Annotated in this window: 25 protein-coding genes; 18 read left to right on the top strand and 7 right to left on the bottom strand. The window is 72.9% G+C overall.

Translation table 11 applies throughout. From position 1 onward, the window contains the following. Positions 1-205: 205 nt before the first annotated feature. Positions 206-2,143, top strand: a complete 1,938-nt coding sequence (locus tag ACFV8H_RS20600) for an AMP-dependent synthetase/ligase (RefSeq protein ID WP_380401766.1) — start codon at positions 206-208, stop codon at positions 2,141-2,143. Between the two features lie 58 nt (positions 2,144-2,201). Next, positions 2,202-3,431: a radical SAM family heme chaperone HemW gene (hemW, locus tag ACFV8H_RS20595; RefSeq protein ID WP_380401763.1), complete on the top strand. Its 1,230-nt coding sequence runs from the start codon at positions 2,202-2,204 to the stop codon at positions 3,429-3,431. Here the strand turns inward: hemW and ACFV8H_RS20590 are convergent. From ACFV8H_RS20590 to htpX, 5 genes are read right to left on the bottom strand one after another with little or no spacing between them, the layout of a single operon-like run. Then, positions 3,428-3,829: a PIN domain nuclease gene (locus ACFV8H_RS20590; RefSeq protein ID WP_380401760.1), complete on the bottom strand. Its 402-nt coding sequence runs from the start codon at positions 3,827-3,829 to the stop codon at positions 3,428-3,430. The two genes, hemW and ACFV8H_RS20590, sit on opposite strands and share 4 nt — an antisense overlap. Beyond that, positions 3,826-4,059, bottom strand: coding sequence for a type II toxin-antitoxin system VapB family antitoxin (locus tag ACFV8H_RS20585; RefSeq protein ID WP_380401758.1), 234 nt, complete (start codon positions 4,057-4,059; stop codon positions 3,826-3,828). Before ACFV8H_RS20585 ends, ACFV8H_RS20590 begins: the two co-directional genes overlap by 4 nt. 59 nt (positions 4,060-4,118) lie before the next feature. Continuing rightward, positions 4,119-4,946 carry a DUF3097 domain-containing protein gene (locus ACFV8H_RS20580; protein WP_380401755.1) on the bottom strand — a complete coding sequence of 276 codons (828 nt, stop codon included), beginning with the start codon at positions 4,944-4,946 and terminating at the stop codon, positions 4,119-4,121. A gap of 24 nt (positions 4,947-4,970) precedes the next feature. Next, entirely contained in the window at positions 4,971-5,555 is a 585-nt protein-coding gene (locus tag ACFV8H_RS20575; protein ID WP_375892453.1) for a hypothetical protein, read from the bottom strand. A gap of 43 nt (positions 5,556-5,598) precedes the next feature. Then, positions 5,599-6,519, bottom strand: a complete 921-nt coding sequence (htpX, locus tag ACFV8H_RS20570; protein ID WP_380401751.1) for a zinc metalloprotease HtpX — start codon at positions 6,517-6,519, stop codon at positions 5,599-5,601. Positions 6,520-6,786: 267 nt separating this feature from the next. Between htpX and hrcA the strand changes: the two genes are divergently transcribed. The 15 genes from hrcA (at position 6,787) to era (ending at position 21,267) form a co-directional block, all read left to right on the top strand. Then, positions 6,787-7,821, top strand: coding sequence for a heat-inducible transcriptional repressor HrcA (gene hrcA, locus ACFV8H_RS20565; RefSeq protein WP_375892457.1), 1,035 nt, complete (start codon positions 6,787-6,789; stop codon positions 7,819-7,821). Between the two features lie 78 nt (positions 7,822-7,899). Beyond that, positions 7,900-9,039 (top strand): molecular chaperone DnaJ, encoded by a 1,140-nt coding sequence (gene dnaJ, locus ACFV8H_RS20560; RefSeq protein WP_188304451.1) that lies wholly within the window; start codon positions 7,900-7,902, stop codon positions 9,037-9,039. 78 nt (positions 9,040-9,117) lie between these two features. Further along, complete coding sequence (locus ACFV8H_RS20555; RefSeq protein ID WP_375892458.1) at positions 9,118-9,867, top strand: 16S rRNA (uracil(1498)-N(3))-methyltransferase; 750 nt, start codon at positions 9,118-9,120, stop codon at positions 9,865-9,867. An 82-nt stretch (positions 9,868-9,949) separates the two neighbouring features. Beyond that, complete coding sequence (locus ACFV8H_RS20550; protein WP_380401747.1) at positions 9,950-13,225, top strand: S41 family peptidase; 3,276 nt, start codon at positions 9,950-9,952, stop codon at positions 13,223-13,225. A 138-nt stretch (positions 13,226-13,363) separates the two neighbouring features. Continuing rightward, on the top strand, positions 13,364-14,146 hold the full coding sequence (locus ACFV8H_RS20545) for an RDD family protein (protein WP_380401744.1): 783 nt from the start codon (positions 13,364-13,366) through the stop codon (positions 14,144-14,146). A gap of 56 nt (positions 14,147-14,202) precedes the next feature. After that, on the top strand, positions 14,203-14,556 hold the full coding sequence (locus tag ACFV8H_RS20540) for a histidine triad nucleotide-binding protein (RefSeq protein WP_380401793.1): 354 nt from the start codon (positions 14,203-14,205) through the stop codon (positions 14,554-14,556). Between the two features lie 6 nt (positions 14,557-14,562). Beyond that, on the top strand, positions 14,563-15,486 hold the full coding sequence (locus ACFV8H_RS20535) for a ribonuclease Z (RefSeq protein WP_380401741.1): 924 nt from the start codon (positions 14,563-14,565) through the stop codon (positions 15,484-15,486). A gap of 343 nt (positions 15,487-15,829) precedes the next feature. Next, a complete protein-coding gene (locus ACFV8H_RS20530) occupies positions 15,830-16,855 on the top strand; it encodes a PhoH family protein (protein WP_380401790.1) in 1,026 nt (341 codons plus the stop codon). 14 nt (positions 16,856-16,869) lie between these two features. After that, positions 16,870-17,364, top strand: a complete 495-nt coding sequence (ybeY, locus tag ACFV8H_RS20525; protein WP_030061268.1) for an rRNA maturation RNase YbeY — start codon at positions 16,870-16,872, stop codon at positions 17,362-17,364. Positions 17,365-17,383: 19 nt separating this feature from the next. After that, a complete protein-coding gene (locus ACFV8H_RS20520; RefSeq protein ID WP_380401738.1) occupies positions 17,384-18,706 on the top strand; it encodes a hemolysin family protein in 1,323 nt (440 codons plus the stop codon). Between the two features lie 33 nt (positions 18,707-18,739). Beyond that, positions 18,740-18,976 (top strand): hypothetical protein, encoded by a 237-nt coding sequence (locus ACFV8H_RS20515; protein WP_380401735.1) that lies wholly within the window; start codon positions 18,740-18,742, stop codon positions 18,974-18,976. 51 nt (positions 18,977-19,027) lie between these two features. Beyond that, positions 19,028-19,579 (top strand): DUF4383 domain-containing protein, encoded by a 552-nt coding sequence (locus ACFV8H_RS20510; protein WP_380401732.1) that lies wholly within the window; start codon positions 19,028-19,030, stop codon positions 19,577-19,579. 71 nt (positions 19,580-19,650) lie between these two features. Next, the gene (locus ACFV8H_RS20505) at positions 19,651-20,016 is read left to right on the top strand and encodes a cytidine deaminase (RefSeq protein WP_375892472.1); all 366 of its coding nucleotides are present in this window, start codon (positions 19,651-19,653) and stop codon (positions 20,014-20,016) included. 102 nt (positions 20,017-20,118) lie between these two features. Then, positions 20,119-20,277, top strand: coding sequence for a hypothetical protein (locus ACFV8H_RS20500; RefSeq protein WP_380401729.1), 159 nt, complete (start codon positions 20,119-20,121; stop codon positions 20,275-20,277). 60 nt (positions 20,278-20,337) lie between these two features. Further along, on the top strand, positions 20,338-21,267 hold the full coding sequence (era, locus tag ACFV8H_RS20495) for a GTPase Era (protein ID WP_375892474.1): 930 nt from the start codon (positions 20,338-20,340) through the stop codon (positions 21,265-21,267). 96 nt (positions 21,268-21,363) lie between these two features. Here era and ACFV8H_RS20490 read toward each other — a convergent pair whose 3' ends face one another. Then, positions 21,364-21,630, bottom strand: a complete 267-nt coding sequence (locus ACFV8H_RS20490; protein ID WP_375892475.1) for a protealysin inhibitor emfourin — start codon at positions 21,628-21,630, stop codon at positions 21,364-21,366. 109 nt (positions 21,631-21,739) lie between these two features. Then, positions 21,740-22,762, bottom strand: a complete 1,023-nt coding sequence (locus ACFV8H_RS20485) for a M4 family metallopeptidase (RefSeq protein WP_380401726.1) — start codon at positions 22,760-22,762, stop codon at positions 21,740-21,742. Positions 22,763-23,095: 333 nt separating this feature from the next. On the opposite strand from ACFV8H_RS20485, the gene leuA reads away from it, so the two are divergent. Continuing rightward, positions 23,096-24,892 (top strand): 2-isopropylmalate synthase, encoded by a 1,797-nt coding sequence (leuA, locus tag ACFV8H_RS20480; protein ID WP_380401723.1) that lies wholly within the window; start codon positions 23,096-23,098, stop codon positions 24,890-24,892. Positions 24,893-25,164: the final 272 nt, after the last annotated feature.

Genomic DNA, 25,164 nt, shown 5'->3' with positions numbered 1-25,164 from the left:
CCGGTTCGCGCCCTCCGGCGGGCACCGGCGCCGAGGGGGCGTGCCAGCTGGGGCCGCCCCCTTACGGAATGACCGGTTTCCCCCTAGGCTGCTGACTACGCCCTTGTTACTGACCGGTACCGACCACGTTAACGGGGGCCCGGCGGACGCCCCCACGGACGCCGCGACAATCCCTCAGACGGCCACCCGCCCCCGGAGGTCCTCGTTGAGTTCCGCGCAGTCCCTGATCGACTCCGGCAGTGCCGACATCGTCGCCGGGCGTCCCGCCTCCGTCGCCCACCTGTTCCTGGAGCGGGTCGCCCTGACCCCGAACGCCGAGGCCTACCGCTACCCGGCCTCGGTCGACGAGCACGCCGCGGACGGCGCGCCCGGCGCCGAGCAGTGGCGCTCGCTCACCTGGGCGCAGACCGCGGTCCGGGTCAAGGCGGTGGCCGCCGGCCTGATGGCGCTCGGCATCCAGTCGGAGGACCGGGTCGCGCTGGCCTCCTCCACCCGGGTCGAGTGGATCCTCGCCGACCTGGGCGCCATGTGCGCGGGCGCCGCCATCACCACCGTCTACCCGAGCACCAACGCCGACGAGACGGCCTTCATCCTCTCCAACTCCGGCTCCCGGGCCATGTTCGCCGAGAACGCCGCCCAGCTGGCCAAGGCCGTCGAGCACATCGACGAGCTGCCCGAGCTGCGCACCGTGATCCTCTTCGACGCCCCCGCCGGGGCGCCCGGGGCGGAGGCACTCGAAACGGCCGGCCTGGACCTGCTCACCCTGGCCGAGCTCGAACGCCGCGGCGCCGAGTACCTGGAGCAGCACCCGGACGCGGTCGAGAAGGCCGTGGCCGGGCTCGACAAGGAGCAGCTGGCCACCCTCATCTACACCTCCGGCACCACCGGCCGCCCCAAGGGCGTGCGCCTGGTGCACGACTGCTGGGCCTACGAGGGCCGGGCCCAGGAGGCCAGCGGCCTGCTCGGCCCCGACGACGTCCAGTTCATGTGGCTGCCGCTGTCGCACGTCTTCGGCAAGACGCTGATCTCCGGCCAGATCGCCACCGGCCACGTGATGGCCGTGGACGGCCGGGTCGACCGGATCATCCACAACCTGCCGGTCATCCGGCCGACCACCATGGCCTCGGCGCCGCGCATCTTCGAGAAGGTCTACAACGGCATCGCCGGGCGGGCCCGGGCCGAGGGCGGCGCCAAGTACAAGATCTTCCTGTGGGCCGCCAAGGTCGCCCGCGAGCACGCCCGGGTGGTCCAGGAGAGCCGGGTCGCCACCGGCGTCGGGAGCGCCCCGCTGGGCCTGCGGCTGCAGCACGCGCTCGCCGACAAGCTGGTGTACGCGAAGATCCGGGCCGCCTTCGGCGGCCGGCTGCGCGGCGCCGTCTCCGGCAGCGCCGCCCTGGCCCCCGAGATCGGCTACTTCTTCCTCGGTGCCGGGGTGCCGATCCTGGAGGGCTACGGGCTGAGCGAGACCAGCGCCGGCTCCTGCGTCAACCGCAAGGAGGACGTCCGGATCGGCACGGTCGGCCGCCCGCTGCCCGGCACCGAGGTGCGGATCGCCGAGGACGGCGAGATCCTGCTGCGCGGCCCCGGCGTGATGCGCGGCTACCACAACCTGCCGGAGAAGACCGCCGAGGTGCTGGAGCCGGACGGCTGGTTCCACACCGAGGACATCGGCGAGCTCACCCCCGACGGCTTCCTGCGGATCACCGACCGCAAGAAGGACCTGTTCAAGACCTCCGGCGGCAAGTACGTGGCGCCCAGCGAGGTCGAGGGCAAGTTCAAGGCGGTCTGCCCGTTCGTCAGCAACATCCTGGTGATCGGCAACGGCCGCAACTTCTGCACCGCGCTGATCGGCCTGGACGAGGCGGTGCTGATGCCGTGGGCCGCCGAACGCGGCCTGGCCGGCAGGAGCTACGCCGAGCTGGCCGCCGACCCGGCCGTGCACCAGCTGATCGAGGGCTTCGTCAAGCGGGTCAACGCCGACCTCCAGCGCTGGCAGACGATCAAGAAGTTCCACCTGCTGCCGCGCGACCTCGACATCGAGCACGGCGAGCTCACCCCGAGCCTCAAGATCAAGCGCCCGGTGGTCGAGCGGACCTACGCGGACGCGGTGACCGCCATGTACGCGGGCGCCAACGAGGCCTGAGCCACCCCCCTCCCGTACGGCTCACGAGTTCGGGTGAGTCGTACGGGACAATGGGGTCATGCCCTCCGCACTCCCCGACGGCGAACCGGTGCCGTCCGACGGTTCCCTGCCCGCGCACGCCCTGACCGGGCTGGGCGACCGGCCGTTCGGCTTCTACCTGCACGTCCCGTACTGCGCCAGCCGCTGCGGCTACTGCGACTTCAACACCTACACCGCCACCGAACTGCGCTCCTCCGGGGCCGTCGCCTCGCAGGAGACCTACGCGGACAACGTGGTCGCCGAGATCCGGCTGGCCCGTCGCGTCCTCGGGGAGACCGACCTCCCGGTGCGGACGGTGTTCCTCGGCGGCGGCACCCCCACCCTGCTGCCCGCCCGCGACCTGGTGAAGATGCTCGCCGCCCTGCGCGAGGAGTTCGGGCTCGCCCCGGACGCCGAGGTCACCACCGAGGCCAACCCCGAGTCCGTCGACCCCGCGTACCTCGCCGAGCTGCGCGAGGGCGGCTACAACCGGATCTCCTTCGGCATGCAGAGCGCCCGCCCGCACGTCCTGCGGCTGCTCGACCGCCACCACACCCCCGGCCGCCCCGAGGCCTGCGTGGCCGAGGCCCGCGCGGCCGGCTTCGACCACGTCAACCTCGACCTGATCTACGGCACCCCCGGCGAGTCCGACGACGACTGGCGGGCCTCCCTGGACGCCGCGATCGGCGCCGGGCCCGACCACGTCTCCGCGTACTCCCTGATCGTCGAGGACGGCACCAAGCTGGCCGCCCGGGTCAAGCGCGGCGAACTGCCGATGATCGACGACGACGTGCACGCCGACCGCTACCTCATCGCCGAACAGGCGCTCAGCGCGGCCGGCTACTCCTGGTACGAGGTCTCCAACTGGGCCACCACCCCCGAGGGGCGCTGCCGCCACAACGAGCTCTACTGGACCGGCGCCGACTGGTGGGGAGCCGGCCCCGGCGCCCACAGCCACGTCGGCGGCGTCCGCTGGTGGAACGCCAAGCACCCCGCCGCCTACGCCCAGGCCCTCGCCGAGGGCCGCACCCCGGCCCTGGGCCGCGAGCTGCTGAGCGACGAGGACCGCCGGGTCGAGCGCATCCTGCTGGAACTGCGCCTGGCCGACGGCATCCCCCTCGACCTCCTGGCCGAAACCGGCCGCAAGGCCGCCGCCAAGGCCCTCGCCGACGGCCTCCTCGCCGAGGAGCCCTACCGGCGGGGCCGCGCCACCCTCACCCTCCAGGGCCGCCTCCTGGCGGACGCCGTCGTCCGTGACCTGGTGGATTAGCAGATCCGGCGGACGGGCTGACCGGTGAGTTCGGCGATGGTCTCGAAGTCGGCGTCCTGGTGCAGCACGGTCAGCTTGTTCTGAGCGGCAGTGACGGCCACCAGGAGGTCGACCGGGCTCGCGCACTGGTGTCGGCTCGACTGCGCCAGCCGCTCCTGGAGCTCGGCGGCCGCCTGCCAGGCGCTGTCCCGCAGGTGCTGGTACGGGAAGAGCTCCCGTAGGAGGCCGGCCGCCTCGAAGTAGGCGGCCCGGCCGCCGACGGCGCGCAGGTACTCCTGCCGGACCGGCTCGCAGAGCAGGACCAGGCCAGCGGTCACGGCTTCGTCCCAGGCCGATCCGGTCTGGCCGCGCATGAGCCGCACCAGCGCGCTGGTGTCGATCAGGAATTCCTCGGTCACGCTGCGGGCCTCGCCGACCCGCTCAGGTCGTCCGGGTAGCCGATGGCCGAGAAGTCGATCTCGCCGGTGGCCACCATCTCGCGCATCCGGGCGAGGGCCGCCGCGCGTCGTCGCCGGTCCGCTATCTCCCGGAGGGCGGCGTTGACTGTGTCCTTCTTGGTGCTGGTGCCGAGGTAGCGGGCCGCGTCGGCGAGCGCCTCGTCGTCGAGATCGATCACGGTGCGGGACATGGGGACCTCCCGGGGTGGCGTATATACGTTACGCAAACAGGATATACGCGTTTGGGCAATCACTCCGGCAGGGCGGTGAAGTCGATCAACTCCTCGACCCTGGCGAGGAGTTCGGGCTCCAGGTCCCGGTAGCTGTTCACCTTGGAGAGGATGTGCTTCCAGGCGGCCGGGGTGTCCACGGGCCAGCCGAGGCGGCGGCAGGTGCCCTGCTTCCAGTCCTCGCCGTGGGGGACGGCGGGCCAGGCGGGGATGCCGACGGAGGAGGGCTTCACGGCCTGCCAGATGTCGATGTAGGGGTGGCCGACGACCAGGACCGACTCGCCGGTGACCCGGGCGGCGATGCGGTGCTCCTTCGTTCCCGGGAGCAGGTGGTCGACCAGGACGCCGAGGCGGCGGCCGGGGCCGGGGGCGAAGTCGGCGACGATCGCGGGGAGGTCGTCGATGCCCTGGAGGTACTCGACGACGACGCCCTCGATGCGCAGGTCGTCTCCCCAGACCCGCTCGACCAGTTCGGCGTCGTGCCGGCCCTCGACGTAGATCCGGGACTCGCGGGCGACCCGGGCCCGGGCGCCGGGGACGGCGACGGAGCCGGAGGCGGTGCGGGCGGGGGTGCGGGGCGCGGCGGGGGCGGTCGGGCGCACCAGGGTGACCACCTCGCCCTCCAGCAGGAAGCCGCGCGGCACCAGCGGGAAGACCCGGTGCTTGCCGAAGCGGTCCTCCAGGGTGACGGTGAACCCCTCCGCGGTCCTCTCGCAGCGCACCACCGCCCCGCAGTAGCCGGTGGCCGCCTCCTCGACCACCAGGTCCCGCTCGGCCGGCACCTCGGGTGCGGGCTGCTGCTTCTTCCACGGCGGGGTGAGGTCCGGTCCGTACTGGTGGCTGCGCATGGGGGAGATTTTACGGACGGGGCGTCAGAGGGCCGGCGCGCCCCAGACCGGGAACCAGCGGCTGAGGTCCTTCTCCAGCCGCAGGTCGTTCCCCAGCATCGCGTTGACCTGGAGCTCCAGCGGGCTGTTGCGCCGCTCGCCGCCGCCGGGCATCGGGGCGAAGGGGTAGAAGGTGCCGCGCTTGTAGAGGTAGACCAGGGCCAGCGACTGGCCCTGGGGGTTGCGGAAGGCGACCAGGGAGCAGAGCAGCTGCGGGCCGAAGCCGTTCGCCTCCAGCTCGCTGTTGACCGCGTGCAGGTCGTTGACCAGTTCCGGGAGTTCCTCGGGGGCGTGCCGGGTGAGCAGCCAGGAGTAGCCGTAGCCGTCCTTGGAGGCCTCCACCGGGACGCCGCCGCGTTCGGTGTCGGCGTCGAGCAGGGCCCGGACCTGCTGCTCCACCTGGACGAAGGCGGCGCCCTCGACGGCCGCGAAGCAGACCGAGCCGAGCCCGGTGGGGAGGAACCCGGCCCCGGCCTCCAGGGTGAGCGCGGCGGACGGCACGCCGAACAGCTGGTCGAGGTCGGGCTTGACGGGCTTGGTGCGGCCGAACAGGGCGTCCAGGAATCCCACGGCGGTCCTTCCGGGAGTCGGGCGGGGCCGGAGCCCAGGGGGGTCAGCGGCCGAGCTGCTCGGAGATCTCGGCCAGCTGGGCCAGCCGCTTCTCCAGCGTCGGGTGGGTGGAGAGCAGCTGGGAGGCGGTCTCCTTGGCGCTCAGCGCGGGGGCGAAGTAGAAGGCGTTGTAGGGCTGGGCCCGGCGCAGGTCCTCGGTGGGGATGGCGGCGATCTGCCCGGTGACCTTGGTGAGCGCCGAGGCGAGGGCGCTGGGCCGGCCGGTGAGCTGGGCGGCGGCCCGGTCGGCGGCCAGTTCGCGGTAGCGGGACAGCAGCCGGGTGAGCAGGAAGCTGATCGCGTAGACCGCGATCGACACCAGCGGGATGATCAGCGCCGCGATGGCCGCGTTCTGGTCGTTGCTGTTGCGGTTGCCGCCCATGAACCCGCCGTACACGGCGACCCGGGTCATCGCCCCGGCGAGCACGCCGAGGAAGCCGGCGATGGTCATCACCGCGACGTCCCGGTGGGCGACGTGCGACAGCTCGTGCGCCAGGACGCCCTCCAGCTCCTCGGGTTCCAGTCGGCGCAGCAGGCCGGTGGTGACGCACACCACGGCGTTCTGCGGGTTGCGGCCGGTGGCGAAGGCGTTCGGCATGTCGTTGTCGGCGACCGCCACGCGGGGCTTGGGCATGTCGGCCAGGGCGCAGAGCCGGTCGATGGTGCCGTGCAGCTGGGGGTACTGCTCCTCGGTCACCCGGTGGGCGCCCATGGCCCGCTCGGTGATCTTGTCGCTGAACCAGAACTGGGCCACGAACAGCCCGCCGGAGATCAGCACGATCAGCGGCCAGGCCCCGCGCAGCAGCGCGATCAGCAGGCCCGTGAAACCGACGTACAACAGCCCGATCACGAACATCGTCCCGACCATGCGGCTGGTCAGGCCGCGGTCGGGCGCGAAACGGGTGTGCTGGCCCGAGCTCGACATCGCTTGCTCCTCCGTTCGCCGTCGCTTTCGATGCTGCCACCCGGACGGCCCCGGGGCACCACCCGCGCACGCGGAGTGTCGCGGTGGCCGTCCGGAACTGCGGGCAGGATCACCCCGGCCGGGCCGTTCCTGCGGTACGACCCGGGCCGTACACTGGCAGGTACGGTTTTGGCACTCGTGCGTGCAGAGTGCCAGGGTCGGGGTCCTCCCCGGAGCGGCTCGCAGCATCACAGACGGACAACGTGCGAAGACGGAGGTGCGTGCCCCATGGCCGGTGAGGTCCGCCAGCTGGACGACCGCAAGCTCGCCGTGCTGCGCGCGATCGTCCAGGACTACGTGGGCACCGAGGAGCCGGTCGGCTCCAAGGCCCTGGTGGAGCGGCACAACCTCGGGGTGTCCCCGGCCACGGTGCGCAACGACATGGCGGCGCTGGAGGAGGAGGGGTACATCCACCAGCCGCACACCAGCGCCGGGCGGATCCCCACCGACAAGGGCTACCGGCTGTTCGTCGACAAGCTCGCCGAGATCAAGCCGATGAGCTCCCCGGAGCGCCGGGCGATCCGGCACTTCCTGGACGGCGCCGTCGACCTGGACGACGTGGTCACCCGGACGGTGCGGCTGCTCGCCCAGTTGACCCGCCAGGTCGCCGTGGTGCAGTACCCCTCGCTGACCCGCTCCACCGTCCGGCACATCGAGCTGGTGGCGCTGGCCCCGGCCAAGGTGATGCTGGTGCTGATCACCAACACCGGCCGGGTCGAGCAGCGGATGGTCGATTGCCCGGGCACGGTCGGCGAGACGGTCCTGGCGGACCTGCGCTCGCGGATCAACACCCGGGCGGCCGGCCAGCGGCTGCCGGACGTCCCGGGGCTCCTGGAGGAGCTCCCGGCGGCCTTCGAGCCGGCCGACCGGCCGACCGTCAGTACGGTCCTGGCGACGCTGTTTGAGGCGCTCGCCGAGCAGAACGAGGAGCGGATCATGCTGGCCGGCACGGCCAACCTGACCCGCTTCGGGCACGACTTCCCGCTCACCATCCAGCCGGTGCTGGAGGCCCTGGAGGAGCAGGTCGTCCTGCTCCGCCTCCTGGGTGAGACCACGGACGCCGCGATGACGGTCCGGATCGGGCGGGAGAACGCGTACGAAGGGCTGAATTCCACCTCGGTCGTTTCGGTCGGCTACGGTTCGGGCGACGAGAGTGTGGCCAAGCTGGGTGTGATCGGTCCGACCCGGATGGACTATCCGGGCACAATGGGGGCGGTGCGGGCGGTGGCACGGTACGTGGGCCAGATCCTGGCCGAGTCGTAGCACACGGCCGACCGTTGGAAATCCGACGGCCGGCGTCCAGTCGCAGCACTACTACAGGCGGAACAAGCGGAGCATTTGGTGGCCACGGACTACTACGCGGTACTCGGCGTCCGACGGGATGCGGGGCAGGACGAGATCAAGAAGGCGTTCCGGCGCCTGGCACGCGAACTGCACCCGGACGTCAACCCGGACCCGAAGACGCAGGAGCGGTTCAAGGAGATCAACGCCGCCTACGAGGTGCTCTCCGACCCGCAGAAGCGCCAGGTCTACGACCTGGGCGGTGACCCGCTGTCGCCGGGCGGCGGTGGCGCGGGCGGCTTCGGCGCCGGCGCGGCGGGCTTCGGCTTCTCCGACATCATGGACGCCTTCTTCGGCGCCGCGGCAGGCCAGCGCGGCCCGCGCTCGCGCACCCGCCGCGGCCAGGACGCCATGATCCGGCTGGAGATCACCCTGGAGGAGGCCGCCTTCGGCACCACCAAGGAACTCCAGGTCGACACCGCCGTCACCTGCACCACCTGCAGCGGCGAGGGCGCGGCCCCCGGCACCTCGGCCCAGACCTGCGACATGTGCCGCGGCAAGGGCGAGGTCTCCCAGGTCACCCGCTCCTTCCTGGGCCAGGTCATGACCTCCCGCCCGTGCCCGCAGTGCCAGGGCTTCGGCACCGTGGTGCCGACCCCGTGCCCCGAGTGCGCGGGCGACGGCCGGGTGCGGGCCCGCCGCACCCTGACCGTGAAGATCCCGGCCGGCGTGGACAACGGCACCCGGATCCAGCTGGCCGGCGAGGGCGAGGTCGGCCCCGGCGGCGGCCCGGCCGGCGACCTGTACGTCGAGATCGCCGAGACCACCCACACGGTCTTCCAGCGGCGCGGGGACGACCTGCACTGCACCGTCACCATCCCGATGACGGCGGCCTCGCTCGGCACCCAGGTGCCGCTGCAGACCCTGGACGGGCTGGAGGAGGTCGACATCCGGCCCGGCACCCAGTCCGGCCAGTCGATCCCGCTGCACGGCCGGGGCATCACCCACCTGCGCGGGGGCGGCCGGGGCGACCTGATAGTGCACGTCGAGGTGCAGACGCCCACCAAGCTCGACCCCGAGCAGGAGGAGCTGCTGCGCCGGCTCGCCGTGCTGCGCGGCGAGGAGCGGCCGTCCGGCCAGTTCGCGCCGGGCCAGCAGGGCCTGTTCTCACGCTTGAAGGACGCCTTCAACGGCCGGTAGTCGTCCGCCCAGGGGTGCCGGGGGAGGATCCCCGGCACCCCTTCGGTGTTCCCGTTCCATCCCAGGAGGTTCCCCGCCATGACCGCGCCCGTCTTCGTCGTCGAGACCGAGCGGATCGCCGCCGCCGCGCCCGGGGCCGTGCTGCGGCTCGACGGGCCCGAGGGGCGCCACGCGGCGGCGGTGAAGCGGCTGGCGGCCGGCGAGGCGGTCACCCTGGCGGACGGGCTGGGGCTGGGCGTGGACGGCACCGTCGCCGCGGTGCTCGGCAAGGACGCGATCGAGGTCACGGTGGAGGCCGTGCGGCGGGAGCCGGAGCCGGCGCCGCGGATCGTGGTCGTCCAGGCGCTGCCCAAGGGCGACCGCGGCGAGCTGGCCGTGGAGACCATGACCGAGGTCGGCGTGGACGTGGTGGTCCCCTGGGCCGCCTCGCGCTGCATCACCCAGTGGAAGGGCGAGCGCGGCGCCAAGGCGCTCGCCAAGTGGCGGGCCACCGCCCGGGAGGCGGGCAAGCAGTCCCGCCGGCTGCGCTTCCCCGAGGTGCGCGAGCCGATGACCACCCGGCAGCTGGCGCCGCTGCTGGCCGGCGCCGCGCTCGCCGCGGTGCTGCACGAGGAGGGCGCCGAGCCGCTGGCGCACGCCGCGCTGCCGGCCGGCGGGGACATCGTGCTGGTGGTCGGCCCGGAGGGCGGGGTCTCCCCGGAGGAGCTGGCCGCCTTCGCCGAGGCCGGCGCGAAGCCGTACCGGCTGGGCCCCTCGGTGCTGCGCACCTCGACCGCCGGAGTGGCCGCCGGGGCGCTGCTGCTGGGGCGCACCGGCCGCTGGGCCTGACCCCACCGGCAACTCCCGTGCGCCCGCCGGGAGTCTGCGGAAAACGGAGCGGCTCGTACCCGCACCTGCCTACGCTGGCGGCGTGACGGACTCCCTGAGCACCTCCGCGGGCGCCTATCTGCGCCACCCCCATCTGCACGGTGACCTGGTCGCCTTCGTCGCCGAGGACGACCTGTGGCTCGCCCCGCTGGAGGGCGGCCGGGCCTGGCGGCTGACGGCCGATCACCTGCCGGTGCAGCACCCCAGGTTCTCCCCGGACGGGCGCCACCTCGCCTTCACCTCCACCCGGGACGGCGCCCCCGAGGTGCACGTGGTGCCGGTGGACGGCGGACCGTCCCGGCGGCTGACGTACTGGGGCAACGCCGAGACCCGGGTGCAGGGGTGGACCGCCGACGGGCGCCCGATCGCCACCACCGGCGCGGGCGAGTCCGGGGTGCGCCGCTGCTGGGCGCACGCGGTGCCGCTGGACGGCGGCGAGCCGGTGCGGCTGCCGTACGGGCCGGTCGGCGGGCTCGCCTTCGAGCCGGACGGCGTCGGGGCCCCCGCGGCAGAAGCCGGGGGGAGGGTGCTGCTGGTGACCGTCAACAACCGCGAGCCGGCCTGGTGGAAGCGCTACCGGGGCGGCCGGGCCGGCAAGTTGTGGATCGGGCGGGACCGGTTCGTCCGGATCCACCAGGACCTGGCCGGGCAGCTCGACTCCCCGCTCTGGGTGGCCGGGGACGGCGACGGCCGGATCGCCTTCCTGTCCGACCACGAGGGCGTCGGCGACCTGTGGTCCAGCCGCCCCGACGGCTCCGACCTGCGCCGCCACAGCACCGACCCGGACGGCTTCTACGCCCGCAACGCCAGCACCGACGGCACCCGGGTGGTCTTCCACCGGGCCGGCGACCTGTGGCTGCTGGACGACCTGGAGACCGCCTCCCCGCGCCGGCTGGACGTCCGCCCGGCCGGCTCGCGGGCCCGCCGCCGCCCCCACCCGGTGCACGCCGCGCACTGGCTGGAGTCCGTCGCCCCGGACCGCACCGGCCGGGCCGGCGCCGTGGTGGTGCGCGGCAGCGTGCACTGGCTGACCCACCGCGAGGGCCCGGCCCGGGTGCTGGACGAGACCCCGGGTGTGCGCGCCCGGCTGGCCCGGGTGGTGCCGGGCGAGGACGGCGCCCAGGGCGTGCTCTGGGTGTCCGACGCCGAGGGCGAGGACGCCCTGGAGTACGCCCCCGCCGTGCACGACCCCGAGCGGCGCCGGCTGGCCGCCGGGAGACTGGGCCGGGTCAACTCGCTGGTGGTCTCCCCGGACGGCCGGCGGGCCGCGGTCGGCGTGCACGACGGCCGGGTGCTGGTGGTCGACCTGGCCGACGGCGCCGTGCACGAGCTGGACCGCAGCACCGACGGCGAGGTCGGCGGCCTGGTGTTCAGCCCGGACTCGGCCTGGCTGGCGTGGTCGCGCCCGGTGCACCGGATGGGCCCGTACTCGCTGCGCCAGATCGTGCTGGCCGACCTGGCCACCCGCACCGTCGGCGAGGTCACCTCGCAGCGCTTCCTGGACACCTCGCCCGCCTTCACCGCCGACGGCCGCTACCTGGCCTTCCTCTCGGTGCGCAGCTTCGACCCGGTCTACGACGCCCACGCCTTCGGCCTGTCCTTCCCGAACGGCTGCCGCCCCTACCTGGTGACGCTCGCCGCCGAGACGCCGTCCCCGTTCGGCCCGCAGCGGGCCGGGCGGGCGCCCGTCGGGGAGGAGGACGAGCCCAAGGCCCGCACGGCGGACGGCGAGGAGGCCGCGGACGGGGCGGTGCCGGCCGTGCGGGTGGACCTGGACGGCATCGCCGACCGGATCGTGCCCTTCCCGGTCGAGGGCGGCCGCTTCCACACGCTGCGCGCCGCCAAGGACGGGGTGCTGTGGACCAGGGCGCCGCTGCTCGGCGAACTCGGCGACGAGGCCGCCTCCTTGGACGACGACCGGCCCCGCCCGGTGCTGGAGCGCTTCGACCTCAGGAAGCGCCGGGTCGAGCAACTGGTGCACGGCGTCGACGGGTTCTCGGTCAGCGGGGACGGCACCCGGCTGGCGGTGCTGGACGGGGGCGAGCTGCGGATCGTCCCGGCCGACCGCAAGTCCGGCGGGGAGGACGACGAGACCGCCGTCGACCTCACCCGGCTGCGGGTGACCGTCGACCCGGCCGCCGAGTGGCGGCAGATGTACGCCGAGAACGGCCGGCTGATGCGGGACAACTTCTGGCGCCCCGACCTCGGCGGCGTCGACTGGGCCGGGGTCCTGGAGCGCTACCGGCCGCTGGTCGAGCGGGTCGGCTCGCACGACGAACTGGTCGACCTGCTCTGGGAGGTGCACGGCGAACTCGGCACCTCGCACGCCTACGTCGTCCCGTACGGCCGCTACACCGAGCCCGCCCGGCGCCAGGGCCTGCTCGGCGCCGACCTGGTCCGGGACGGCGGGCAGTGGCGGATCGGCCGGATCCTGCCCGGTGAGTCCTCCGACCCCCGGGCCCGTTCGCCGCTGGCCGCGCCCGGCGCCGCGATCCGCCCGGGCGACGCCCTGCTCGCCGTCAACGGCCGCCCGGTCGACCCGGTCACCGGCCCGGCGCCGCTGCTGGCCGGCACCGCCGGGCAGCCGGTCGAGCTGACCGTGGCCGGCAAGGACGGCAGCGACCGGCGCCACCCCGTGGTCGTCCCGCTCGCCGACGAGGAGGCGCTGCGCTACCACGACTGGGTGGCCGGCCGGCGGGCGAAGGCGCGGGAGCTGTCCGGCGGCCGGCTCGGCTACCTGCACATCCCCGACATGCAGACGGCCGGCTGGGCGCAGCTGCACCGCGACCTCTCCACCGAGATGGCCAAGGAGGGCCTGATCGTGGACGTCCGGGAGAACCGCGGCGGCCACACCTCGCAGCTGGTGATAGAGAAGCTGGCCCGGCGGATCATCGGCTGGTACGCGATCCGGGACACCAAGGGCCGGGTGCCCTACCCGATGGACGCCCCGCGCGGGCCGGTGGTCGCGATCGCCAACGAGCTGTCCGGCTCGGACGGCGACATCGTCAACGCCGCCATCCAGGCGCTCGGCATCGGCCCGGTGGTCGGCACCCGGACCTGGGGCGGGGTGATCGGCATCGACAGCCGGTACCAGCTGGTCGACGGCACCCTGGTCACCCAGCCCAAGTACGCGATGTGGATGGAGAACTACGGCTGGGGCCTGGAGAACCACGGCGTCGACCCGGACGTCGAGGTGCCGTTCGCCCCGCACCACTGGGCGGCCGGGGAGGACCCGCAGCTGGCCGAGGCCGTGCGGATCGCCCTCGACACCCTGGCCGCCACCCCGGCCCGCACGGCGCCGCCGCTGCCCTGGGCGTAGCCGGCGCGGGGCGCTGCGGGGCCCCGCGGGGCGCGGGGGTCCGGCGCGGCCGGGCTCCCGCCCCGGGGCGTGGGTAGGATGCGGGGCTGTTCTTGATCGCGATCTTGATCTGGTCGACGGCTCACGGGGGAGCACACCATGGCACAGGGCTATCCGCCGCCGCAGTACCCGCAGCAGCAGCAGTACCCGCAGCAACAGCCGTACCCGCAACAGCAGCAGTACCCGCAGAACCAGCCGTACCCGCAGCAGCAGTACCCGCCGAGTGGCCCGGGGCCGAACCCGTACGGCCAGGGGCCGTACGCCCAGCCCCCGCAGCCGTACCCGCCGCAGCCCCAGCCGTACGGTCAGCCCCAGCCGTACCCGCAGGCGCAGCCGCCGTACGGGCAGGCCCCGCAGCCGCAGCCCTATCCGCAGCAGCAGGCGCAGCCCGCGCTGCCGCCGTGCCCCAGGGAGGCGGGCGGCTTCCGGCGCTTCCTGGCGATGGTGCTGGACGCTGGCCTCGCGCTGGGCGCGGGCTTCGCCGCCGCCGTCGCCTCCGACGTCGCGGCGGGTCGTACCAAGCCCGTCGCGGCCGCGGCCGGCCACGCTGTCCAGCACGCGAGCGGGCCGGTGGTGCCGTTCTGGGCGGCGTTCCTGGGCGTCTGCGTGCTGGTCTCGTTCCTCAACCAGGTGGTGCTGGCCCGGCTGGTCGGGTTCAGCGTGGGCAAGGGGATCCTGGCGATGCGGGTGGTGCGCCGCAAGCGGGTGATGCGCCCCAACACCTGGCGGCTGACCCGGCGCTGGCTGGTCGGCTTCGTCGTCCTGGTGCTCTCGTTCGTCTTCGACGAGTTCGACCTGGAGGAGGGGGACATCATCGGCATGCGCTCGGTGCGCTGGAAGCACCTGCAGGAGTACCAGCAGGCGCTCGGGCGGCTCGGCTAGGCTGCGCCCGTACGGCCCGTGCAACCGTGATCGACGACCGAACCGAGGAGATTCCGATGGCCGGCGAGCCGCAGTCCGACTGTGTGTTCTGCAAGATCGTGGCGGGCGAGATCCCGGCGACCGTGCTGCGCAAGACCGAGCGCGTCCTCGCCTTCCGCGACATCGCCCCCAAGGCCCCCGTGCACGTCCTGGTGATCCCGCACGTCCACTACCCGAACGCCGCGGCGCTGGGCGCAGCCGAGCCCGGGATCGCCGGCGAACTGCTGGCCGAGGCGGGCGCGGTGGCGCGGGACGAGGGCATCGAGGACTACCGGCTGATCTTCAACACCGGCGCGGGCGCCGGGCAGACCGTGTTCCACGCCCATGTGCACGTGCTCGGCGGGATGCCGATGAACGAGAGCATGGTCTGATCCCAGGTGTCCCAGCGCGAACTCGTCGTCCTCGGCACCGCCAGCCAGGTACCCACCCGGCACCGCAACCACAACGGCTACCTGCTCCGCTGGGACGGCGAGGGCCTGCTGTTCGACCCCGGCGAGGGCACCCAGCGCCAGATGCTGCACGCCGGGGTCTCGGCCACCCAGATCACCCGGATCGCGGTGACCCACTTCCACGGCGACCACTGCCTGGGCCTCGCCGGGGTGATCCAGCGGATCAACCTTGACCGGGTCCCGCACCCGGTGGACGTCTACTTCCCGGCGTCCGGCGAGGTCTACTTCGAGCGGCTGCGGCACGCCACCGCGTACCACGAGACCGCCGTGCTGCGGCCGCGGCCGATCGACGAGCCCGGCCCGCTGCCCGCGCCCGGTGCCCGCTTCGCGCTGGACGCCGTCCGGCTGGACCACCCGGTGGAGTCCTTCGGCTACCGGCTGTCCGAGCCGGACGGCCGCCGGCTGGTGCCCGAGCGGCTCGCCGCGGCCGGCGTGCGCGGCCCGGCCGTGGGCCGGCTCCAGCACGAGGGCGCGGTCGAGGTGGACGGCCGCACCGTCACCCTGGACGAGGTCAGCGAGCACCGCCGGGGCCAGCGCTTCGCCTTCGTGATGGACACCCGGCTCTGCGAGGGGGTGCACGAACTCGCCGAGGGGGCCGACCTGTTGGTGGTCGAGGCGACCTTCACCGACGCCGACGCCCACCTCGCCGAGGACCACGGCCACCTCACCGCCGGCCAGGCCGCCAAGGTCGCGGCGGAGGCCGGGGCGCGGACGCTCGTGCTGACCCACTTCTCGCAGCGCTACCCGGACCTGGGCCAGCACCTGGCCGACGCCCGCAAGCACTTCGACGGGGAACTGGTGCTCGCCGAGGACCTCGCCCGGGTGCCCGTCCCCGCTCGCCGCCACCCGTGAACGGTCCGCCGTCACCCGTGGAGCACCCGCCGTCACCCGTGGACGGCGCGGCGCCGGCGGTGGACGCCGCACGGGCTCCCCGCGAAAAGGGCTCGCGTCGCCCCGCGATCTGCCGCAGCATCGTCGGGTGCGGCCCCGCCGCCCGCCGCAGCGATCACGCTCGCGGCGTACCCTGGTGCCCCGGAGAGACCGAGCGGCACACGAGACCACGGATGGGATGAGGCAGGCCCAGCGCCGACCCATGAGTGACACATCGCAGACCCGTACCGATGGACAGTCGCGCCCCGAACCGACCGACGACGGCCGGGTGAGCGCCCGGATCGTCATCCCCGAGAAGCATCCGATGGTCACCCTGCTCGGCACGGCGGACTCGCTGCTGCGCGTGATCGAGCAGGGGTTCCCCGCCGCCGACATCCACGTCCGCGGCAACGAGGTGACCGCCACCGGGGAGCGCGCCGAGGTCGCCCTCGTGCAGAAGCTCTTCAACGAGATGATGCTGGTGCTGCGCACCGGCCAGCCCCTGACGGAGGACTCCGTGGAGCGCTCCATCGCCATGCTCCGCGAGGAGGGCCCGGACAGCCCGGCGCCGTCCCAGGTGTTCACCGCGAACATCCTGTCCAACCGCGGCCGCACGATCCGCCCCAAGACGCTCAACCAGCAGCGCTACGTCGACGCGATCGACAAGCACACGATCGTCTTCGGCCTCGGCCCGGCCGGCACCGGCAAGACCTACCTGGCGATGGCCAAGGCCGTCCAGGCCCTCCAGGCCAAGGAGGTCAACCGGATCATCCTGACCCGTCCGGCGGTCGAGGCGGGCGAGCGGCTGGGCTTCCTGCCCGGCACCCTCTACGAGAAGATCGACCCGTACCTGCGCCCGCTGTACGACGCGCTGCACGACATGATGGACCCGGATTCCATCCCGCGCCTGATGGCGGCCGGCACCATCGAGGTCGCGCCGCTCGCGTACATGCGCGGCCGCACCCTCAACGACGCCTTCATCATCCTGGACGAGGCCCAGAACACCTCGCCCGAGCAGATGAAGATGTTCCTCACCCGCCTCGGGTTCAACTCCCGGGTGGTGGTCACCGGCGACACCAGCCAGATCGACCTCCCGGGCGGCACCCGCAGCGGGCTCAAGGTCGTCCAGGAGATCCTGGCCGGCGTCCCGGACATCCACTTCTCCGTCCTCACCAGCACCGACGTGGTCCGCCACAAGCTGGTCGGCCGGATCGTGGACGCCTACGAGCGCTGGGACGCGCGGCAGGAGGCCGAGGAGAACTCCCCGGCCCCCCGCAAGCCCGCCCAGCGGCGCCCCGGAAAGACCGCCGCGGCGCGCGCACCCCGACAGTCCCATCGCACCGAAAGCTGAGCACACAGCCCGTCATGTCGATCGACATCGCCAACGAGTCCGGTTGGGACGCCGATGAGGAAGCCATCCTCGACGTCGCCCGCTTCGCCCTGGACAAGATGCGGATCCACCCGCAGTCCGAACTGTCCGTGATCCTGGTGGACGGTGCGGCGATGGAGGAGCTGCACATCCAGTGGATGGACCTGCCCGGACCGACCGACGTGATGTCGTTCCCGATGGACGAGCTGCGTCCGGGCAAGGAGGGCGAGGAGCTGCCGCAGGGCCTGCTCGGTGACATCGTGCTCTGCCCCGAGGTCGCCGAGCAGCAGGGCAAGGCGGCCCCCTCCAAGCACTCGATGGACGAGGAGCTCCAGCTGCTCACCGTCCACGGCGTGCTGCACGTCCTCGGCTACGACCACGAGGAGCCGGAGGAGGAGGAAGAGATGTTCGCCCTCCAGAAGCGGATCCTGGACGACTGGCGGGCGGGCCGGGGCCTCGGCGGCATCTCCCCGGCCCCCACCACCCACTGAGCGCGGGGCCCGAACTCCTGTGAGCGGTGAGAGTACGAGCTTCATCCTCGGTGCCGTGGCCCTGGTCGTCCTGGGCTGGCTGGCCGCGTGCGCCGAGGCGGGCATCTCCCGGGTCTCCCGGTTCCGGGCGGAGGAGGCCGTGCGCAACGGCCGGCGCGGCTCCGCGCGGCTGCTGGCCGTCGCCTCCGACCCGTTCCGCTACCTCAACCTGGCCACCCTGATCCGGGTGGCCAGCGAGATGGCGGCCGCGGTGCTGGTCACCGCGGTGTGCGTGCGCAACATCCACCCGACCTGGCAGGCCGTGCTGTTGGCCTTCGGCGTCATGGTGCTGGTGTCCTTCGTCGCGGTGGGCGTCTCGCCGCGCACCATCGGGCGCCAGCACCCGATCTCCACCGCGACCGCGGCCTCCTTCGTGCTGCTGCCGCTGGCCGCGGTGCTCGGCCCGATCCCGCGGCTGCTGATCCTGCTGGGCAACGCGCTGACCCCGGGCAAGGGGTACCGGGAGGGGCCGTTCGCCTCCGAGGCGGAGCTGCGGGCGCTGGTCGACCTCGCCGAGAAGGACGACCTGATCGAGGACGAGGAGCGCCGGATGGTGCACTCGGTCTTCGAACTGGGCGACACCATCGTGCGCGAGGTGATGGTGCCGCGCACCGACCTGGTGATGATCGAGCGGCACAAGACCGTCCGGCAGGCGCTCACCCTGGCGCTGCGCTCGGGCTTCTCGCGGATCCCGGTGGTCGGCGACAACGAGGACGACGTGGTCGGCATCGTCTACCTCAAGGACCTGGTGCGCCGCACCCACATCAACCGGGAGGCGGAGGCCGAGGAGGTCGGCGCCGTGATGCGCCCGGCCGTGTTCGTCCCGGACTCCAAGCCGGCCGGCGACCTGCTGCGGGAGATGCAGCAGCGCCGCTCGCACGTCGCGATCGTGATCGACGAGTACGGCGGCACGGCGGGCCTGGTCACCATCGAGGACGTCCTGGAGGAGATCGTCGGCGAGATCACCGACGAGTACGACCGGGAGATCGCGCCGGTCGAGGACCTCGGCGACGGCTCGTACCGGATCACCGCCCGGCTGCTGGTGGAGGACCTGGGCGAGCTGTTCGGGATCGAGCTGGAGGACGAGGACGTCGAGACCGTCGGCGGCCTGCTGGCCAAGCACCTGGGCCGGGTGCCGATCCCCGGGTCGGCCTGCGAGATCCCGCTGCCCGAGCCGGCGGCGGACGGCCTGACCGGCATCCTGCTGACCGCGGAGTCCTCGGCCGGGCGCCGCAACCGGATCGGTTCGATGGTCGCCTCGCCGGTGCGTTGGTCGGAAACGGTGCGGGCCGCGGGCGAGTAGCGGGTGGGCGGTCGCCGCGCGACCATGGAGGGCATGACGCACAAACTTCGCGCGGAGTACGGCCCGCAGGGGGCGGCCGGCGGAGTCAAGTCCTGGCACGTGGTGCGGGACGAGGACCCGTCGACCGCGCTCTGCGGCCGGAGCATGCCCGACGACGCCGAGACGCGGCCCGAGCAGGAATGGGGCACCGGGCTGCGCTGCTGCCAGCAGTGCGGCTCGCTCTACATGCACGAGACGCCCCACATGCAGGGGAGCCATCCCTACAGCTAGCCGTGCCTCCCGGCCGTGCCCCGCGGCGACGGCCGGGCTCTGGAGGTCGCCATGAAGCTGCAAGACGAACTGCCGACCGTCGATCGACGGCTCGCCCTGGTGTGGCGGGTCGGGGCGGGGCTCGGGGGGATCTTCCTGATCGTGTTCGGGATCCTGGGGCTGTCCGACCACCCCGGCTTCCTGGCCACCCACGGTGACCGGATCGCCGGGCTGTCGACCAACGGGGCGCTGAGCATCCTGTCCATCGTGGCGGGTGCGGTCCTGCTGGTCGGAGCGGTGATCGGCGGGAACTTCGCGTCCAACCTCAACATGGTGGTCGGCGTGCTGTTCGTCCTGTCCGGCTTCTACGGGCTGACGGTGCTCGGCCGGCCGGACGCGAACATCCTCAACTTCCGGATGTCGAACGTGCTGTTCGCGTTCGTCTTCGGGATCGTCGTGACCACCTTCGGGATGTACGGCCGGGTGAGCAGCCACCTGCCGCACGACAACCCGTTCTGGCGCGAGCGGGCCTCGCACGAGGAGCCGCTGCCGTCCGGCGCCGCGAAGACCTTCGTCAAGGTGCTCAACCCGAACCCCGGCCGCACCCACCCGGTGGGCCACTGAGCCGGGTTGACGGAGGGGCCGGGTTGACCGAGGGGGCCGGGTTGACCGAGGGCGCCGGGAGCGTGCCGCCTATGCTCGGCGGCATGAGTGACATCGTCGAACTCGACCCCGAAGACAAGAAGATCATCACCCTGGCCCGCTCGGCCCGCGCCCGCAACGGCGTGGCCGAGGGGGCCGCGGTGCGTGACGAGACCGGCCGCACCTACGTGGCCGGGACGGTCGCGCTGGAGTCGCTGCGGCTGAGCGCGCTGCGGACGGCGGTGGCGATGGCGGTGGCCAGCGGTGCGAAGTCGCTGGAGGCGGCCGCCGTGGTGAGCGAGGCCGAGCAGCCCGCCGAGGCCGATCTGGCGGCCGTGCGGGACCTGGGCGGGGCCGGTACGCCGGTGCTGCTGGCCGGGCCGGACGGGACGCTGCGGGTGGTGGCCGAGGCCCGCTGAGCGGCCCCCGGCGGCCCCCTCGGGGCCGGAGCGAGGAGACCGCGCCCCCTGCATTCAGCAGATAATCTCACCGGAGGGGTGGACTCGGTGAGGGGCTGGGGCATGGGGGCGTTGGCGTTCGTCGCCGGGCTGGTGCTGTTCGTGATGGGCATGGGCAAGTGGCAGGAGACCGGCACGGTCTACTGGCTCTGGGGTTCACTCGCCTTCCTGCTGCTGCTGGTGGTGTTCTCGCTGGTCGGACGGGGCGGCGGCAAGGGCTGAGCGCCCCGGACGGACCGGCCCCGGACGGCGGGGCTCCGGTGATCAGGGAGAATGGGGCGCATGAATGCCCCTTCCTCCTCGTACCGCTCCGGGTTCGCGTGCTTCGTCGGCCGTCCCAACGCGGGCAAGTCGACCCTGACCAACGCCCTGGTGGGGACGAAGGTCGCGATCACCTCCGACCGCCCGCAGACCACCCGCCACACCGTGCGCGGCATCGTGCACCGCCCGGACGCCCAGCTCGTGCTGGTCGACACCCCCGGCCTGCACAAGCCCCGCACCCTGCTCGGCGAGCGCCTCAACGACCTGGTCCGCACCACCTGGGCCGAGGTCGACGTGATCGGCTTCTGCCTGCCCGCCGACCAGAAGCTCGGCCCCGGCGACAAGTTCATCGCCAAGGAGATCGCCGGGATCAAGAAGACCCCCAAGGTCGCCATCGTCACCAAGACCGACCTGGTCGACTCCAAGCGCCTGGCCGAGCAGCTGATCGCCATCCACCAGCTCGGCATCGAGCTGGGCTTCGAGTGGGCCGAGATCATCCCGGTCTCGGCGGTCGGCGACCAGCAGGTCGACCTGGTCGCCGACCTCCTCACCAAGCTGCTGCCCGAGGGCGACCAGCTCTACCCGGAGGGCGACCTCACCGACGAGCCCGAGCAGATCATGGTCGCCGAGCTGATCCGCGAGGCCGCCCTGGAGGGCGTGCGGGACGAACTGCCGCACTCGCTCGCCGTCGTGGTCGAGGAGATGCTGCCGCGCGAGGGCCGCCCGGCGGACCGCCCGCTGCTGGACATCCACGCCAACGTCTACATCGAGCGGCAGAGCCAGAAGGCGATCGTGATCGGCGCCAAGGGCTCCCGGCTCAAGCACGTCGGCACCACCGCCCGCAAGCACATCGAGGCGCTGCTCGGCACGCCGGTCTACCTGGACCTGCACGTCAAGGTGGCCAAGGACTGGCAGCGCGACCCCAAGCAGCTGCGCAAGCTCGGCTTCTGACCGGGGAGTTCGGCGAAGGGCGGCGAGCCGCCCCGGGCCCGTCCGGACGCCGCGCGCGTCCGGGCGGGCCCGTGCCGCACCGGGCCCGGGAGGGGCCTACGCCCCCTCGCGGAGCACCAGCGAGACCAGCTCCCGCTGGGAGTCGGTGAGTTTGGGGTCGGCGCAGTACACCGTCCGCCCGTCGACGGTGATCTCGTAGTGGAAGCCGTCCGGCACCCCGTACGAGGGCGCGCGCAGCCCGCCCGCGACGGCCTCGCGGGCGAGCGCGTGGACGTGCGGGGCGTCCGTGCGGTCGACGGTTTCGAGCTCCGCGTGGCGGAGGATTCCGGCGAGTCCGCCGGTCCGGGTCACCTGGATACGCATGGTGTCCATGGTGCTACGCAGGGAAGGCTTTTTGCGGCTCTTTTCCCCGACCGTGACCTTAAGGCGGTCTCAAACCGCTCCGGACCGGTGGTGAACCGGTCGTCCGCGGTCACCCCGGGCTGACGCCGACCTGGGCCCAGGAGGCCGTCACGGTGTCGGCGATCGGGGGCCTGTCGGGGTAACGGGCCTTGGCGGCGGCCACGGTGGCCCGGGCGAAGGCGGTGAAGTCGGCGGTGGCGGGCAGCCCGCCGCCGGTCAGGGCGTCGTACCAGATCCGCCCGGCCTGCTCCCAGGACGATCCCCCGAGGGCGGTGGCCAGCAGGTAGAACGCGTGGTTGGGGATGCCGGAGTTGATGTGCACCCCGCCGTTGTCGTCGGTGGTGTCCACGTAGTCCCGCATGTGGGCGGGTTGCGGGTCCTTGCCGAGCCGGGGGTCGTCGTAGGCGGTGCCGGGCGCCTTCATCGAGCGCAGCGCCACGCCCTGGATGCCGGGGGCGAGCAGTCCGGCGCCGATCAACCAGTCGGCGGAGGCGGCGTCCTGGTGCAGGGCGTACTGCTTGACCAGCGAGCCGAAGACGTCGGAGACCGACTCGTTGAGCGCGCCGGGCTGGTCCTGGTAGTCCAGTCCGGCGGTGAACTGGGTGACGCCGTGGGTGAGTTCGTGGCCGATGACGTCGATGCAGGCGGTGAAGTCGCCGAAGACCTGGCCGTCGCCGTCGCCGAAGACCATCTGCGAGCCGTTCCAGAAGGCGTTGTCGTAGTTGCGGCCGTAGTGGACGCTGGCGTCCATCCGCAGGCCGCGGCCGTCGATCGAGTCGCGGCCGAAGACGTCGGAGTAGAGCGCGAAGGTGGCGCCCAGGCCGTCGTAGGCGTGGTTGACGGAGGCGTCGGCGACCGGGGCGTGGCCCTCGGTGCGGACGGTGCGCCCGGGCAGCCGCTGGCCGTGCCCGGCGTCGTAGACCAGCCGGCTGAGGCCGGGGGCGCCGGTGGTCGGCGGGGGAGCGGCGAGGCGGGCCGCGCGGTGCGCGGCGTCCAGGGCGAGGGAGTGGACGGCGGGCTGGTGACCGGCCTCGGCGAGGCGGTCCAGGACGTACGGCGGGACGATCGCGCAGCGCGGGACTCCTGCAGTCATGCGGCCCAGGGTGAGGCCTCGATGACCGGATGTCACCACCTGCGGCAGGACCGGTCCACGTCTCAAGGGGTGGAACGGAAGCCCGGATCACTTCGGGGGCGCGCGGGCCTGGGTTACGCTGGGCCACATCATGCGCAACGGGCTGCTTCTTCTTAGCTGCCGCGTCGAGGGCCTGTAGTCCACCGGGCCGGCTCCCTCGCCGCGGGGAACGAGCTGTGCGCGGAAACGGCGATGCGACGGCGTATCGCGGGGCGCAGCAGCGGCCGGCCAGTCGGTGTCGATCCCTCCCGACCGCCCGCACCACGCATCCACAGGAAGCCGAGAGTCCCCTCCATGACCGAGCAGACCTCCGCCGCGTCCGTCCCCGCCGCTCGCGCCTTCGTCGACCGGCCGACCCCGATCACCGCCGCCTCCGTGCGCCAGCGGCCCTCGGGCATGCGCCACGGGCGCTACCTGCCGTTCGGCACCGTCGACCTGCCGGACCGCACCTGGCCGCACCAGGTGATCACCAAGGCGCCGCGCTGGCTCTCCACCGACCTGCGGGACGGCAACCAGGCGCTGATCGACCCGATGTCCCCGGCCCGCAAGCGGAAGATGTTCGACCTGCTGGTGGCCATGGGCTACAAGGAGATCGAGGTCGGCTTCCCGTCCTCCGGCGCCACCGACCACGCCTTCGTGCGGTCGCTGATCGAGGAGGGGGCGATCCCGGAGGACGTCACCATCTCGGTGCTGACCCAGGCCCGCGAGGAGCTGATCGAGAAGACCGTCGAGGCGCTGGTCGGCGCCCCGCGGGCGACCGTCCACCTGTACAACGCGACCGCGCCGCTGTTCCGCCGGGTGGTGTTCCGCAACGACGAGGCGGCCACCAAGGCGATCGCGGTGGACGGCACCCGGCTGGTGATGGAGTACGCGGAGAAGCTGCTGGGCGACGACACCGTCTTCGGCTACCAGTACTCGCCGGAGATCTTCGTGGACACCGAGCTGGACTTCGCGCTGGAGGTCTGCGAGGCGGTGATGGACGTCTGGCAGCCCGGTGCGGGCCGCGAGATCATCCTGAACCTGCCGGCCACCGTCGAGCGGGCCACCCCGAACGTCCAGGCCGACCAGTTCGAGTGGATGTCGCGCAACCTGTCGCGCCGCGAGTTCGTCTGCCTGTCGGTGCACCCCCACAACGACCGCGGCACCGCCGTGGCCTCCGCCGAGCTGGCCTACATGGCGGGCGCGGACCGGATCGAGGGCTGCCTGTTCGGGCAGGGCGAGCGGACCGGCAACGTCGACCTGGTGACGCTGGGGATGAACCTGTTCTCGCAGGGCATCGACCCGCAGATCGACTTCTCCGACATCGACGAGGTGCGCCGCACCGCCGAGTACTGCAACCAGATGGAGGTGCACCCGCGCCACCCGTACGCCGGGGACCTGGTGTACACCTCCTTCTCCGGTTCGCACCAGGACGCCATCAAGAAGGGCTTCGACGTCCTGGAGGCGGACGCGAAGGCGGCCGGGGTGCCGGTGGCGGAGCACACCTGGGGCGTGCCGTACCTGCCGATCGACCCGAAGGACGTCGGCCGCACCTACGAGGCGGTCATCCGGGTCAACAGCCAGTCCGGCAAGGGCGGGGTGGCGTACGTCCTCAAGAACGACCACAAGCTGGACCTGCCGCGCCGGATGCAGATCGAGTTCTCCCGGATCATCCAGGCCAAGACCGACGCCGAGGGCGGCGAGGTCAGCCCGGCGGAGATCTGGCGGGTCTTCGAGGACGAGTACCTGCCGACCACCGGCAACCCGTGGGGCCGGCTGTCGCTGGCGGGTTCGCGCACCCTGACCACCGAGGACGGCCGGGACGCGCTGACCGCCGAGGCCGTGGTGGACGGTGCGCCGGTGACCCTGACCGGTACCGGCAACGGCCCGGTCTCGGCCTTCGCGGACGCGCTGGCCCGGATCGGCGTGGACGTACGGGTGCTGGACTACGCCGAGCACGCGCTGAGCGAGGGCGGCGACGCCCAGGCGGCCGCGTACGTGGAGTGCGCGGTGGACGGCAAGGTGCTGTGGGGCGTGGGCATCGACGGCAACACCGTGCTGGCCTCGCTGAAGGCGATGATCAGTGCCGTCAACCGCTCGCAGCGCGGCTAACTCCCGCGGGTGGTACGCGAAGGGCCGTCCCGCGGGACGGCCCTTCGCCGTGTCCGTCGGGCGTCCCGGGCGGGCTGTGGCCTGCGCCACATTTTTTCGGATCGGAAGCCGTTCGAGGTACTGACACGTGCCGGTAACCGTGGCAACATCGATCCACCGGCAAGCCGGGTCGGTGGGACGGCCTCGGCGTCCGGTCGCGTGACCTGTCCATAGTTGTGCAGGCCGCCTGCCATGTCTGGGGAGTGGCGCCGTGACCAGGTTGTGGGGTGTTC

The sequence above is a fragment of the Kitasatospora sp. NPDC059827 genome (assembly GCF_042731675.1).
GTDB lineage: Bacteria > Actinomycetota > Actinomycetes > Streptomycetales > Streptomycetaceae > Kitasatospora.
This window is presented reverse-complemented; position numbering and strand designations above follow the sequence as displayed.

Bases quoted from the DNA above. Each gene is read 5' to 3' on its own strand.
- hemW (WP_380401763.1), top strand. From the start codon at position 2,202: ATGCCCTCCGCACTCCCCGACGGCGAACCGGTGCCGTCCGACGGTTCC.
- ACFV8H_RS20585 (WP_380401758.1), bottom strand. From the start codon at position 4,059: ATGTCCCGCACCGTGATCGATCTCGACGACGAGGCGCTCGCCGACGCG.
- ACFV8H_RS20580 (WP_380401755.1), bottom strand. From the start codon at position 4,946: ATGCGCAGCCACCAGTACGGACCGGACCTCACCCCGCCGTGGAAGAAG.
- htpX (WP_380401751.1), bottom strand. From the start codon at position 6,519: ATGTCGAGCTCGGGCCAGCACACCCGTTTCGCGCCCGACCGCGGCCTG.
- hrcA (WP_375892457.1), top strand. From the start codon at position 6,787: ATGGCCGGTGAGGTCCGCCAGCTGGACGACCGCAAGCTCGCCGTGCTG.
- ACFV8H_RS20555 (WP_375892458.1), top strand. From the start codon at position 9,118: ATGACCGCGCCCGTCTTCGTCGTCGAGACCGAGCGGATCGCCGCCGCC.
- ACFV8H_RS20545 (WP_380401744.1), top strand. From the start codon at position 13,364: ATGGCACAGGGCTATCCGCCGCCGCAGTACCCGCAGCAGCAGCAGTAC.
- ACFV8H_RS20540 (WP_380401793.1), top strand. From the start codon at position 14,203: ATGGCCGGCGAGCCGCAGTCCGACTGTGTGTTCTGCAAGATCGTGGCG.
- ACFV8H_RS20530 (WP_380401790.1), top strand. From the start codon at position 15,830: ATGGTCACCCTGCTCGGCACGGCGGACTCGCTGCTGCGCGTGATCGAG.
- ybeY (WP_030061268.1), top strand. From the start codon at position 16,870: ATGTCGATCGACATCGCCAACGAGTCCGGTTGGGACGCCGATGAGGAA.
- ACFV8H_RS20515 (WP_380401735.1), top strand. From the start codon at position 18,740: ATGACGCACAAACTTCGCGCGGAGTACGGCCCGCAGGGGGCGGCCGGC.
- ACFV8H_RS20510 (WP_380401732.1), top strand. From the start codon at position 19,028: ATGAAGCTGCAAGACGAACTGCCGACCGTCGATCGACGGCTCGCCCTG.
- ACFV8H_RS20505 (WP_375892472.1), top strand. From the start codon at position 19,651: ATGCTCGGCGGCATGAGTGACATCGTCGAACTCGACCCCGAAGACAAG.
- ACFV8H_RS20500 (WP_380401729.1), top strand. From the start codon at position 20,119: ATGGGGGCGTTGGCGTTCGTCGCCGGGCTGGTGCTGTTCGTGATGGGC.
- era (WP_375892474.1), top strand. From the start codon at position 20,338: ATGAATGCCCCTTCCTCCTCGTACCGCTCCGGGTTCGCGTGCTTCGTC.
- ACFV8H_RS20490 (WP_375892475.1), bottom strand. From the start codon at position 21,630: ATGCGTATCCAGGTGACCCGGACCGGCGGACTCGCCGGAATCCTCCGC.
- ACFV8H_RS20485 (WP_380401726.1), bottom strand. From the start codon at position 22,762: ATGACTGCAGGAGTCCCGCGCTGCGCGATCGTCCCGCCGTACGTCCTG.
- leuA (WP_380401723.1), top strand. From the start codon at position 23,096: ATGACCGAGCAGACCTCCGCCGCGTCCGTCCCCGCCGCTCGCGCCTTC.